The organism is Sediminispirochaeta smaragdinae DSM 11293, assembly GCF_000143985.1.
In the GTDB taxonomy this organism is placed as follows: domain Bacteria; phylum Spirochaetota; class Spirochaetia; order DSM-16054; family Sediminispirochaetaceae; genus Sediminispirochaeta; species Sediminispirochaeta smaragdinae.
The window spans coordinates 1,832,341-1,845,256 of sequence record NC_014364.1; the positions used below are offsets into that span (position 1 = coordinate 1,832,341).

The 12,916-nt window shown below is 50.4% G+C and carries 12 protein-coding genes; 6 read left to right on the forward strand and 6 right to left on the reverse strand.

Annotated features, from left to right (window positions below):
- Window positions 1-120 precede the first annotated feature (120 nt).
- The 3 genes from SPIRS_RS08605 to SPIRS_RS08615 form a co-directional block, all read right to left on the reverse strand.
- Window positions 121-975: a phosphate ABC transporter substrate-binding protein gene (locus SPIRS_RS08605; RefSeq protein WP_013254293.1), complete on the reverse strand. Its 855-nt coding sequence runs from the start codon at window positions 973-975 to the stop codon at window positions 121-123.
- A 131-nt stretch (window positions 976-1,106) separates the two neighbouring features.
- A complete protein-coding gene (locus SPIRS_RS08610) occupies window positions 1,107-2,225 on the reverse strand; it encodes a hypothetical protein (RefSeq protein ID WP_013254294.1) in 1,119 nt (372 codons plus the stop codon).
- Between the two features lie 96 nt (window positions 2,226-2,321).
- Complete coding sequence (locus SPIRS_RS08615) at window positions 2,322-3,014, reverse strand: hypothetical protein (protein ID WP_013254295.1); 693 nt, start codon at window positions 3,012-3,014, stop codon at window positions 2,322-2,324.
- Window positions 3,015-3,167: 153 nt separating this feature from the next.
- On the opposite strand from SPIRS_RS08615, the gene murG reads away from it, so the two are divergent.
- From murG to SPIRS_RS08640, 5 genes are read left to right on the forward strand one after another with little or no spacing between them, the layout of a single operon-like run.
- Window positions 3,168-4,277 (forward strand): undecaprenyldiphospho-muramoylpentapeptide beta-N-acetylglucosaminyltransferase, encoded by a 1,110-nt coding sequence (gene murG, locus SPIRS_RS08620; RefSeq protein WP_245537737.1) that lies wholly within the window; start codon window positions 3,168-3,170, stop codon window positions 4,275-4,277.
- Between the two features lie 12 nt (window positions 4,278-4,289).
- Entirely contained in the window at window positions 4,290-4,784 is a 495-nt protein-coding gene (locus SPIRS_RS08625) for a CvpA family protein (protein ID WP_013254297.1), read from the forward strand.
- The gene (locus SPIRS_RS08630) at window positions 4,777-5,994 is read left to right on the forward strand and encodes a hypothetical protein (RefSeq protein ID WP_013254298.1); all 1,218 of its coding nucleotides are present in this window, start codon (window positions 4,777-4,779) and stop codon (window positions 5,992-5,994) included. The genes SPIRS_RS08625 and SPIRS_RS08630 overlap by 8 nt, the downstream gene beginning before the upstream one ends.
- Complete coding sequence (locus SPIRS_RS08635; RefSeq protein WP_013254299.1) at window positions 5,987-7,150, forward strand: two-component system sensor histidine kinase NtrB; 1,164 nt, start codon at window positions 5,987-5,989, stop codon at window positions 7,148-7,150. The genes SPIRS_RS08630 and SPIRS_RS08635 overlap by 8 nt, the downstream gene beginning before the upstream one ends.
- 3 nt (window positions 7,151-7,153) lie before the next feature.
- The gene (locus tag SPIRS_RS08640; protein ID WP_013254300.1) at window positions 7,154-8,515 is read left to right on the forward strand and encodes a sigma-54-dependent transcriptional regulator; all 1,362 of its coding nucleotides are present in this window, start codon (window positions 7,154-7,156) and stop codon (window positions 8,513-8,515) included.
- On the opposite strand, the gene SPIRS_RS08645 is transcribed toward SPIRS_RS08640, so the two are convergent.
- Entirely contained in the window at window positions 8,512-8,967 is a 456-nt protein-coding gene (locus SPIRS_RS08645) for a J domain-containing protein (protein WP_013254301.1), read from the reverse strand. The two genes, SPIRS_RS08640 and SPIRS_RS08645, sit on opposite strands and share 4 nt — an antisense overlap.
- The gene (locus tag SPIRS_RS08650; protein WP_041866020.1) at window positions 8,951-9,859 is read right to left on the reverse strand and encodes a diaminopimelate epimerase; all 909 of its coding nucleotides are present in this window, start codon (window positions 9,857-9,859) and stop codon (window positions 8,951-8,953) included. Before SPIRS_RS08650 ends, SPIRS_RS08645 begins: the two co-directional genes overlap by 17 nt.
- Between SPIRS_RS08650 and SPIRS_RS08655 the strand changes: the two genes are divergently transcribed.
- Window positions 9,859-12,333, forward strand: coding sequence for a helicase C-terminal domain-containing protein (locus SPIRS_RS08655; protein ID WP_049784607.1), 2,475 nt, complete (start codon window positions 9,859-9,861; stop codon window positions 12,331-12,333). The two genes, SPIRS_RS08650 and SPIRS_RS08655, sit on opposite strands and share 1 nt — an antisense overlap.
- A 228-nt stretch (window positions 12,334-12,561) precedes the next feature.
- Here the strand turns inward: SPIRS_RS08655 and SPIRS_RS08660 are convergent, their stop codons facing one another.
- Entirely contained in the window at window positions 12,562-12,825 is a 264-nt protein-coding gene (locus SPIRS_RS08660; protein ID WP_013254304.1) for a co-chaperone GroES, read from the reverse strand.
- Window positions 12,826-12,916: the final 91 nt, after the last annotated feature.

A 12,916-nucleotide genomic window follows, 5' to 3' on the forward strand; every position in this document is an offset into this window, starting at 1 on the left:
ATGCCCGGCTTATGTGGCTGTTTTGTCAGGATAATGTTAAAAAACGGTTAATAGTGTCCCCAAAGAAAAGGCCGCCCGAGAGAAACGGACGGCCGACTTGAGAAGATTCTTTATTATAAACTACTGAAGACGGATGAAATCGAGATCTTCGACAATATCCTGGCCATCTTCACTGAGAAGATAATCGACAAAGGCCTGCTCTACTTCACCGGCCTGAGAAAGGGGACCGATGTGTACCACGTTAAGGTAGCGCCATACAGGATAGCTCTTGTTGTAGACATTCTTTACATCGGGTTCGATTCCTTCAAGCGTCAAAGCCTTAACACCTTTTTCATGGGTAAATCCAAGACCGACGTAACCGATGGCATAGGGGGTTGAACCAACCTTAGCAGCCATATCCCCGTTTCCGGTGGTTACAGAAGCAGAAGCCATAAACTCCTTGTCGGCCTTTTCCATGACATGGCCTTCAAAGGTCTCATAGGTTCCGGATGCCTCATCACGGTTGAAAACAACGATCGGAGCATCTGGACCACCGACCTCTTTCCAGTTGGTGATGTCACCTGCATAGATCGATGCAAGATCTGCCATGGTGATGTTGCTGATGGAGACACTGCTCTGGTTTACAATGGCGGCAATGGCGTCGAGGGCGATATGAGTAGCTTCGACTCCCTGGGCCTTTTCCCCATCCTTGGGTTCACGACTGGCTGCTCCGAGGCTGTAGGTCCCGGCAATAATGCCCTTGATACCGGTACTGGAACCGACACCTTCATAACTGATGTGAACATCGGGATAGAGCTCCTTCCATTCTTCGATAGCGGCCTGAATGATCGGATCGACGGTTGTGGAGCCTCCGAAGGCATAGTCCCCGCTGAACTGCGAAGTACTTGCTGCTGCACCAGATTCTTGTTTACCTCCAGCGAAAAGAACAAAGCTTGCTGCAAGAAAAAGGACAAGCAGCATGGAAATTTTCTTCATATTTTCCTCCGTTATGGATGATGTTGTGTTGTAGTAACAATGAAGTGAGGTAGTGAGGAAATAGTGAAGATAAAATGAGAATTCTGTTAAAGAATTAGCTACTGTCCGGAATCGTGGTGATTCCTTTACCTTTAAGCCCATGCATAAGAAGGCAGATAGTCAATCATCCACCGTAAGGGTGTAGGAATACACCTGACCCACAGCTCCCTCCCACTTCGATTCATAGGCTGATTCCGTAAGAAAAACCTCCGCCTGGTATACAAACTCCTCAGCTCGGACGCTATCCTCTTTCCCTCTATCCCAGCCACCACCCCATGTGTCAGCCCCCGCTTCTCATCCTTTCCCCCAACCCGATAGGGCTTCATAAAGTTGTGATAATACCGGTAGATCTCAAGCCGCTCCAGCATATTCACCGTACTCCTTGCAAACTGTACCGTCTGCCTCACATGATCCGAGTCATCCTTCCGTATCTCCCTGTCAAGATAATTCACACTAAAGAGGGGATTACACAGATCCCGAACCCTCTTCGAACTGATCCTGTGGTGCTCTATCATTCCTGCCATCTCTGCCGGTAGCCCCTTCATCACCCTTTTGTATTGCGTATGCTCATCGGTATACAACTTCACCCTATCCCTCTCCGATTGCTCGATCAGGGCAAGCGTCTTTGCCACGACATTCTGAAACGACTGATAAACACTTCCTCTATAGACCTTTAGCTTCTCTTTGATCACCCTGTTTTTCTTCTTCTGATAGCAGGTCATACGTCCCTTTCTGGTCAGCTGTGCATAGTCGGAGAGAAACCAGAACTGGGAGTCTTTTCCTGCCAGGATGTGGATGTTGTTGGGGAGGTACTGGGAACAGACAAAGCTTTCAAAGCCGTCTGCGACCAGGTCTTCGTGGAGGTTCATGTCTGAGGTGAGGGAGGCAGAAGAGGCAATGCACTGGTGGGAAAGACGACGGATACGGTCTGAGACGGTGGAGCATGAGACCTTAAGGATACGGGAGAGGTCTCTGATACCGGAGCTGGTGACGAGGTGAGAGAGGATGGTTGTGTAGGGGAGGTGGAAATGGGTCCAGTAGTCGATGCTGAAGGTGCGAGTGGAGAAGGAGAGGTGGCAGGTTTTGCATTTGAACTTTTGGATGCGGGGAGAGGTTTGGGTAGAGTAGGAGCCTGTTCTAAAGAACCAGTGGCCTTTTGGAGAGAAGTGGTTGAGGCAATGGGGGTTGGGGCAGAAGGGGGGATGGAACATGGGAAACTCCTTTTTCGTATTGTTCTTACTATAAGTAACTACGAGAAAAGGAGATTTTATTCATTTTCCACCACGATTCCGGACAGTAGTAAAGAATTACTGCTTTGCTGCAGCGGATTCCAAGGAACGGAAAAATCCCCTGAGACTGGAGGTCCCGAAAAGCTTCATGGTCAGGGTCGTCCCTGGAATCGGATCAGGAAAGACCGTATTCACAAAATTCCTGAGATAGGTTCTCGGTGTTCCGTCGGAAGTCGGTTCAAGGGGTTTTACATACCAGGAACCGTAGAGCTCACTCATCTTTCCGTCGAGCGACTTTTCCAACTTCCATGCTATCAGAAAAGAACCGTCGGGAAAAAAGAGAGGGTAGCGTTCAAGTCTGTAGGAAAAGCTGTCTCCAATCCCCACAAAGGTGAATTCGGTCCTAACCTCCTGGATATGCGGTTTGTCAAAGGGCCTCTCCGGAGTAAGATCCTTAGAGTAGACCAGCCTTGGGTAAATTGAGGCTTCTCCGTCGTGGTCGAGTAGACAGAGGATGATAGAGCGAGCAGAAAGCATAAAAAGGGCTTGGCTGTCGGTAATAGTAAAGAGTCCCTGAACACCCGGGTGTTCCTTATCGATCACCTGTTCTATTACTTCCGCTTTGGACCCTAACTTGTATGGATCGGTTCCCGCAGGGATCGCGGCGCGAAAACGATACTCTTTTTTGACTATGTCAGGAATGGGATCGGCTCCTGCTATGGGTAAAAAAAGAAAAAGGGGAAGCTCAAGAGACATACACAATAACAGCATGCGGTAAAGCCTTCGATGCATGCCACATAATAAATAGCAGTGCCTCCTTTTGTCCAGTGCAAATGCAACAGTATGTGCGAATAATAGTGAAAGCTTTAATTGAATTAACACAGTGCTTTTCCTTCCGCCATCCTCCGTGTTATGGTACTTTTTATGGATGAAAAGAGACGCATCATTGCCTTCACAGGAGGAGGTACCGGTGGGCATGTTTTTCCCGCCTTTGCGGTATGGGAGGCCTTGAAAGAGGCAGACCGCGAAAGCAGGCTGAACTATTTGTGGATTGGATCCCGAGACGGTATGGAAAAACAGCTGGTTCGCACCAGAGGGATTGATTATGCAGAGATTCCCTCCGGTAAATTCAGGCGTTATTTCAGCTTAAAGAACCTTACGGATCTTTTCCGCATTGCGGCCGGTTTTATATGTTCGCTCCGGATTCTAAAAAATCGAAAGGTCTCTATTCTTTTTTCCAAGGGAGGCTTTGTCTCCGTACCTCCGGTGATTGCCGCCCATATTCTCGGTATCCCTGTTATCAGCCACGAGTCCGATCTCGACCCCGGTCTTGCCACAAGAATCAACAGCCGTTTCTCCGATCTTCTATGCCTTGCGTACGAAAAGACGGCAAAGGCCTTTCCCTCGAAACGGAATATCGTGGTTACCGGAAATCCCGTACGTAAAGAAATTCTCGGGGGAGACAGGGAAACGGGACGGCGCTTGTATAATATTCCGGAGGGAAAGCCTCTTTTACTGGTGCTTGGGGGAAGCCTCGGAGCCCTTCAGGTAAATGAGTTGGTTGCTGGAAGCCTCGACGGTTTACTCGACCGTTTTTTCGTTGTTCATCAAATGGGTGAGAAGCTCTACCAATCGTCGAATAGGAAGGGCTATGTAACGGTCCCTTTTCTCCGAGACGAGCTTCCTCACCTCCTCGCTGCTGCCGACCTGGTTCTTTGCCGTTCGGGAGCGGGGACCCTATGGGAGAATGGTGTAACAGCAAGTCCTGCAATATTGGTTCCGTTGGGAATGGGGGCAAGCCGAGGTGATCAGGTGCGCAACGCCGAATTCTTTTCGGAAGCGAAGGCCGCACTTATACTAAAAGGGAAAGATGGAGGGGAGCCGGATCCTTCCGATCTGCTCGAGGCGGCTTTTTCTCTCATTGATGATACAGCGCAGCTACGTTCCATGGCCGCTTCTGCTTCTGCTCTTTGCAATAAGGATGCCGCAGAAACGATAGCCCGTTTGCTGCTTTCCCAACTCGAAAAGGCATGATGGGAGGCTTTCATGGAATTTTCCGCCGTTGATGTCGTGGCTTTAATTATTGTCCTTGTCCTTGGTGTTCGCTGTGCCTTTCGAGGCTTTGTTGCGGAACTGATGGCCTTTGCGGCAATCCTTCTCGGCCTGGTTGCCGCAGTAGTGTTTGGTGGCCTCGTCGTTCCCTTTGCCCAGCGGTATATAGGGGATGGATTTTGGACGCCGATAGCCTCGTTCTTGGCTGTTTTCCTTGTAACCTATATTGTTGTAAAGCTCTTCGAAGGGGCCTTGTATCGCCTCATCGACAGGGTCAATCTTGAAAAAATGGACCAGGCCCTCGGCTTTTTTCTCGGTATTGTGGAAGGTGTCCTGCTTCTTGCTGTCCTTCTGTTTCTCATTCGGATTCAGCCGGTTTTCGACCCGGAACCTTTGTTATCCCGAAGTTTTTTGGTCCCCTTTCTCGAAAAGCTGATCCCTTTGGGACAAGGATTTATCGAATCGGCGTTAGGGGAAAGTAGTGTTTGAAAATATCTTAAGACAGAAACGGGTTATTTCATTTTTGAAAGAGGATATCGCTTCGGGGCGGCTTCCGTCGTCATTGCTTTTTTACGGAGAGCCTTACTCGGGCAAACTTTCTACGGCGTTGGAGCTTGCCAGGGTTCTTTCTTGTTCGGCAGAGGGAAACTGGAACTGCTCCTGCCGCTCTTGCCGCGAATACAGGTCTCTAACCAGTCAGTATCTTCTCATGACAGGCGGTCGCTATTTTTACGAAGAGATCGCCGCCAGTGGTGATACCATGTATCGCAATCCCTCTCCCGCCACCACCTATCTCTACATCAGATCTGTTCGCAAACTTCTTCGGCGTTTTGATGCTCAGCTGTGGGAGGGAAACGAGGCAAAACTGAAGAGCGTCCGTGGCTCTGTCGAGGCTCTTGCCGCCTCGGTTGATGAACTTGAACCTGGGGAAAGCGAACACAAGCGGAGCGATCTGGAAAAGATTGTGAAGTCAAACGCCTCCCATGTGGAAAAGATCTGCGGCTCATCGGTGAGTAAGAATATTCCGATCGATCAAATTCGCAACATCACCTACTGGTGCAGGAGTCTCGGCGGCAAGCATCCCAAGTTTGTATTACTGGAAGGTGTTGAGAATATGGTCGATTCTTCCCGCAATGCCCTGCTAAAACTTCTCGAAGAGCCACCTGAGAATTGCTATCTTATCCTCCTTACTAGTCGAAAAGGTGGGATCATCCAGACGATCCTCTCCAGAGTGCGGCAGTATTCCTTTTCTCCCAGGGACCTGAACGCTTCCGAAGAGGTCCTTAGGCGTATTTTTCGCATCGAGGATACGAATCAAAGTCTAAGACATTTTTTTCTTTCCTGGAAAGGGGTGCGTACCGATCAGCTTGCTGATGCCGCGGAACGGGTTATTACGACCATCCTTGAGGGCGGGAGATATGAGATAGAGGCATTTGACGAATTGATAAAGCAGTATGCTTCGGCAGAACAGTTTGAACCCTTTCTCGAGGAGCTTACCTCAAGGCTTTCCGCACTCTTGGCTCCGGCGGGGACGAGAAAGGGCTTTCCCCTCTCCCCCGAGTTGATAGCCGAATGGAATGGCTATATTCGTGAGGCCTATGTGCGCAGGAGCGCTTATAATCAAAGTGGTCCCCTGCTGCTTGAAAGCCTCTTATATCGCATGGCTGAGAGTATAGAGAAGGAGCGAAGTGGTGCGTAAATTTATTCAAAGAGCCCTTGCAAAGCTTCCTAAACTTGATCAGGAACAAATTCGTCATCTCCTTATTGCCGTGGCAGGCGAAAATGAGAGGCTTGAGGTGGTGCTTGATTCGATGACCGACGGTGTTATCGTCACCGATGGCAATCACCGAATTATTCTGACCAACAAAAGCTCGGAGCGTTTGGTTCCCTTTGTAACATCCGATCTTGATGAAAAAATATTGTGGGAAGTGATCGACGATCGTGAGGTCGCAACTTTTTTGAAGGAGAGTCTTCTTTCGGGCGAGCGGGTCGAGGGTGTCGAATTCACCCTTGGTCACAGCGGATCGGTGCAGACCCTTTCGTTTAATCTCATGCCGATGGTAAAGGATGGGAGTATCGAGGGCTCTCTGCTTATTGTTGCGGATGTCACCGATCGTCGTCGACGAGAAGCCCGCCTGCGTCGTGCCGAGAATCTGGCCAGTTTAACCACCCTTGCTGCAGGGGTTGCCCATGAGATAAAGAACCCCCTCGGTTCCATCGGTATCCATATTCAGCTTATGCAGCGCTCCCTTGATCGAGACGGTTGCCTTGATCGGGAGCATGGCCTTGAGTACCTCGACATCATGGAGGAAGAGGTCGAACGTTTGAATGGAATTGTTGTGGATTTCCTTTTTGCCGTTCGACCGATGAATACCGAGTTGAAACAGGCCGATGTCAATGCGGTGATCCACGATCTCCTTCAGTTTACCAAGTATGAGCTCCAGGAAGGCGGAGTACAGGTGGTGGAGGAGTACGACGATGGTGTTCCGAAGGTTGAGCTTGATGAAAAGTACCTCAAACAGGCTCTTTTGAATATCATCAAGAACGCCCAGGCTGCCATGCCCGATGGTGGAAGTCTGACGGTAACCACCGGGTTTAAAGACGATCAGGTTACCATTGCCATCGCCGACACGGGTATCGGTATCGGCGAAGATATGGTCGGTAAAATTTTCGAACCCTACTTTACCACCAAAGAGTTCGGCTCCGGCCTTGGCCTTACGGTAGTATATAAGATTATCAAGGAGCATGGCGGGGATATTTCGCTCCGATCAAAGAAGGGTGAGGGAACGGTCTTTACCATAAGCCTTCCCGTTCCCCAAAAGGAGCGGAGACTTTTGGACTTCCAGGGAGAGTGATCTATGCAGTTTCATATTTTGATCGTCGACGACGAAAAAAACATCCGTGAAGGTCTTGGCAAAAGCCTTGAAATGGACGGGCATAAGGTCTTTCTCGCTGCCACGGGAAAGGATGGCTGGCACATCGTCACCACCGAAGAGGTCGATCTGGTGATCACCGATCTGAAAATGCCGGAGATGGGGGGATCTGATCTTTTGAAAAAGATTGTATCTTCCTATCCTACCGTACCCGTTGTGATTCTCACCGGGCATGGTACCATCGAGTCTGCCGTCTCTGCCATACAGGATGGTGCGTATGACTTCCTGACTAAGCCTGTTGATCTTGAACGGCTCAGCCATATTGTCAGGAGGGCCCTTAGCAACCGGGAACTGGTCATTCAAAACAGGAACCTCCAGGATGAGCTCGACCGAATCAGCCGTCGAAGTAAATTCGACAAGATGATAGGAAAGAGCCCTCAGATGCGCAAGGTTATGGAGCTTATCGATCAGGTGGCTCAGACCAAAGCTTCCGTTCTCATCACCGGTGAGAGCGGTGTCGGCAAAGAACTGGTGGCCGATGCCGTTCATTTCCTTTCGAACCGGAGAGAAAAGCCCTTTGTGAAGGTTCACTGTGCTGCCTTATCGGAAACCTTGCTGGAGAGCGAACTGTTCGGCCATGAAAAGGGTTCCTTTACCGGTGCCATTTCACGGAAAAAGGGGCGATTTGAATTGGCCCACGAAGGGACCATCTTTCTCGATGAGATCGGGGAGATAAGCCAGCAGGTCCAGATTAAGATCCTTCGTGTACTTCAGGAAAAGCAGTTCGAGCGGGTGGGGGGAGAGTCGACCCTCGAAGTCGATGTCAGGGTGGTAAGCGCCACGAACCGGGATCTCAAGGCGGAGATCGAGGCTGGCACCTTCCGTGAAGATCTTTTTTATCGTCTCAATGTCGTCAATATCCATGTTCCCCCCTTAAGGGAACGAACCGAAGATATCCCCTTGCTTGCTTCGGCATTTCTGAAAGAATTCAGCGAAGAGAATGGCAAGCAGATCGAGGGAATTGATCCCAAGGCTCGTCTTACCCTTTACAATTACCGATGGCCGGGAAACATTCGTGAACTGAGGAACTGCATAGAAAGCTCCGTTGTCATGTGTAAAGGCCAGGTCATCACGACGGACGATCTTCCCCCTTCTGTTACCCAAGGGGCCGAAGACAGCCTTATCCGTATTCCTGTTGGTATTGCTATGGAGGAGGCGGAGAAAGAGATTATTCGCGCTACCTTGAACCATGAAAAGGGAAACAAAACCCGCTGCGCGGAGGTCTTGGGTATAGGGCGAAAGACCCTACATCGAAAGATCAAGGAGTATGGCCTGGAAGAAGATTAAACGGCCTGGCCCCTGGCAATTTCCCATGCCCGTATTCTTCCGAAGGAGTAATTTATGTTCTGGGTCATTTTTGTTGCCCGTTTCAACATTTCGGGATCTTCGGCATGGTGATCGGGGTGATGCCGTTTCAGCATTGATCTGTGGGCCGCCTTGACATGCGGAAACTCTGCGCCGAAGGGTACACCCAGTAATTTGTAATCATCACGAAGTTCCTCGGGCGGAAGATCGAAACCGGAGTGCTTTTCTTCCCTCCCGGCATAACCACCGTTTCCTCGATCCGAACTTCTTTGTGACGAAGAGCCTCCGAGAAAGGACTCTAATTCTTCCCATGCCTCTTGGTAATCCCTGTCTTCATACGGATCACTTTCGTGAATATGAAAGTCGTAATCGCCGTCCGGGGTCCTAAACATCGAGCGAAGCAGTCGGTGAAATCGATCAAGCAGCGGGTCCATCTTTTTCCTCCGTAGAGTAGTTGCCGGTAAAAACATAATGAGGAACGCCCCCGACGACAAGAGATCCGGACCCTGTCCACGTTACATACAGTTCTTCGGATTGATTTCGATTTACTTTTCGAGCGGTGACCTCCCGTCCCGAAGATCCACCTGAGGCACACAAAAGGGTGGCCGCCGCAGCCTCTATGACAGCATCGCCTGGGCCCTGCGCCGGAAAGGGGCTGTAGGCGACCAGACTCTGCTGCTCGGCAACCGCAAATACGGCGGAACCGATATCCTGCTTTCGGACATGACGGCAGAAAGCCTCTGCACGCTCTGTCTCCGGTATCCCTGGAACCATCGCCGTGGCTCGGGCCGGGAATTCAGAAAAGCTGCAACAGGTGTAGGCGATCGATTGATCCTGCAGAGGCTTCCAGAGATGTACCTCTTGCCGATCGTCCTCCTTAATCTCCTCTCCGGAGAGGGAAATCGGGATGCCCAGTTCTATCTGAAAAAGGGTGCTATCTATACAGGTTATTTCAATATCTTTCGTCGGCCCCTCGATGACCAGGCGGTCTCTATTAAACAATCCAAAGTCGAAGGCAAATCGGGAAGCGCATAGAAGTGCCGATGCGTTTAGATCCTCTCGCTTTTTCTCTTGTGTTCCCGAAAGGGGAGAAAGAAAGTGTAGCCCGACGTTCTGCTCACGTGAGGGGTAGAGCAGAATGATACCGTCGCCCCCGACGCCCCTTCTCCTGTCGCAGATAAGATCCACGCTCTTTCTGTCGAATAGGTGTTCCGAAATATCATTGGTAAGAGCATTGATAAGAAGAAAATCACAGTCCGCAAGGACGAGCTTGTAAAAAGGAATATCCATCCAGACCATTGTACACAAATCAAGGCTTTCGTCCAATGAAAAGCATCCGCCTGCTTGATCTTTTGGCGTCTACCATCATAATGGATACGATGAAAATCGGGGAACGACTGACGGTAGAGGCTGCTGATTATGCCAGGAATAGTATAGAAGAGGCGGAGGGAAACGAGGTTTTCTTTGTCGGTTCTTTCAATGGCTCCGGGAAGGTTGAGTTTCTCGAAGCGGTGGCCCGTGGCAACGAACATGCCGTACCTGCGCTTGCTCCCTTCGTTGAGACCGGCGATGTGGTGATCCACAATCATCCCTCCGGTGTTCTTAAACCCAGTGGCCCCGATCTTCGCATCGCATCGGAATTGGGTAACCGGGGAATCGGTTTTTATATTATCGATAGTGGTGCCACCAGGGTCTATGCTGTTGCCGAACCTGCCCGGAAACGGAGAATCGTTCCCCTCGACGCTGAAAAATTATCGTCTCTCATGACTCCCGGAGGACTTCTGTCTCGTATCTTTTCCGACTACCAGATGCGGGATTCGCAGGTACAGATGATGGAACGTATCATCGAGGCTTTCAATAGCGATGAAATCCTTCTTGCCGAGGCTGGAACCGGGGTCGGTAAAAGCCTTGCCTATCTCATTCCTTCTATAGCCTGGGCTGTGGCCAATGGCGAACGGGTAGTCATCTCTACCGCCACGATCAATCTTCAACAGCAGCTTATTGAAAAGGACATTCCCTTGGTGCGGCGCCTCGTAAAGGGGGAGGTGAAGAGCGTTCTCGTAAAGGGAAGGGGCAATTACCTCTGCCTTCGTCGTTTTGAAGAGGCTTTGGAGGAGAACTCGCTTTTTCGGGAAGATACTAGTGAACTGGAAGCGATTCGGAAATGGGTTTCTTCCACGGATACCGGAAGCCGAAGCGATCTCCCATTTTATCCCCTTCGGGAGACATGGGCAAAGGTGTGTTCCGAGACTGATGCCTGCATGGGCTTACGCTGTCGTCATCGCGAATCCTGCTTCGTTTTACGGGCCCGTCGGGAGGCCGCATCGGCAAATATCCTGGTGGTAAACCATCACCTCCTCTTTTCGGATCTTGCCTTACGTATCGAGGGAGCGGGCTTTGAGGGCGGTGCTGTCCTGCCGGCCTTTAATCGGCTTGTTTTTGATGAAGCCCATACCATCGAGCGCAGCGCAACCAGTTTTTTTTCAAGAAGCTACCAGCTTCCCTCTTTGCTCAAACAACTGAACAGGCTTCGCCGCAGCCAGGGGCGCCGAACCTTTGGTTCGCTGGTTTCCTTACAAAAGCGGTCGACCCGGCCCGAGCTTTTTGAACGGTTCCCCGCTTTTCTTTCGAAACTGAAAGAAAGTGCCGAGAAACTCGACCAATTGGGCTTACAGCTTCTATCGGGAACAAACTCCTTACGTTGTCAAAGCCTCTCTTCCGATGAGCTCCGTCAACTCCTGGAGTCGATGGCCCTTGTTCGAAGTGATATCACCGCCCTGATTACCAGGATTGCCGCCGCCTTGGAGAGTGTCGATACCGAGGATGATGACCAGGATCTTTTTGAGACCAAGACCATCTTGGAGCGGCTTTCAAACATGGCTTCTCTTCTCGGCTCATTTCGAGAGCTTACAGAGCGCCCCGAATCGGTATTCTGGATGGAGGTGAGGGGAAGCGGGGAACGACGCTTTGCCGTTTTCAACGAGACCCCCCTGGATATCGGTCCCGTGATGCGGGAGGCGGTATATGAACCCTTTAAGACATTAATCTGTACCTCGGCAACCCTGACCGTGAACGGACAATTTTCCTTCTGGATGGGGAGGGTCGGCCTCTTCTCTTCCGAGGAACGACTTGTGGCCGAAATCTTTCCCTCTCCCTTCCGTTATCGTGATCAGGTACTCCTTGCCCTTCCTACCGACCCTCCGGATCCTTCTTCCCCAGGCTATCAGGAGTATGTGAATCGTTTTGTCAGGGATGCCATACTGACTGCGGGTGGAAGCACCCTAGTCCTCTTTACCAGCTACGGTATGCTCAACCAAACCTGGGAAGCCGTGGCACCGGACCTTGAGGCCGAAAAGATCCCTGTTTTGCGGCAAGGGGAGGACGATCGTAGCCGACTCATGAATGCCTTTGTGGGAAATGTCTCGGCTGTCCTTTTTGCCACCGATTCCTTCTGGGAGGGGGTTGATGCCCCCGGTGATGCTCTACGTATGGTCATCATCTGTAAACTTCCCTTTCGTGTACCAACCGAACCGGTTCTCCAGGCTCGCATGGAGGCCATCGAGGCAAAGGGCGGAAATCCCTTTTTCATGCTGAGTCTTCCGGAGGCGGCCATGCGTCTGAAGCAGGGCTTTGGGAGGCTCATGAGAAAGGCCGAAGATCACGGAGTTGTGGCGATACTGGACCCGAGACTGACAAGAAAAAGTTACGGCAAGATTATGCTTGCAAGCCTTCCCGAGACAGCAGTAAGCCGAAGGGATTCCACGGCTCTCATGGGTCAGATTGAAGAGTTCCTTTTTTAGGTGATGTTTTCTTTATTTACTGTTCCGAATCCTGGTGGTCTGCATACCCTTTTTCCTGTAACAGACTCGATTTAGTGCCGGTGCTTGCTTTTTTTCCATGCTTTCTCCTCCAGGTGGCTACTGGAAAAGGAATTACGTTCCTCCAACCACCAGGATTCGGAACAGTAGGTTTTCTTTACAAAAAAAAAGACCGCTCATTTCGAGCGGTCTTTTGGGTTGTGCACTTTCTTAGCCGATAACTGCAAGGATATCGGAAAAACGAAGTAGCAGATGTTCCTCTCCGTCGACTTTGATCTGAGTTCCGGCATATTTGTCGTACATCACCTTGTCGCCAGCCTTTACCTTGATCGTTTCGTCGTCCCCGATCTCGACAACCACGCCAGTCTGTGTCTTTTCCTGAGCAGTCTGGGGTATGAAAATCCCTCCTGCAGTCTTCTCTTCACCAGATTCAAGTTTTACCAAAACGCGGTCACCAAGGGGTTTTATCTTCATACCATCCTCCTGAAAATGTGTTTGAAATATGATTGATTGAACTACTCAATAGCTGAAGCAAATATACGCATGAACCGGTTGGTGGTCAAGA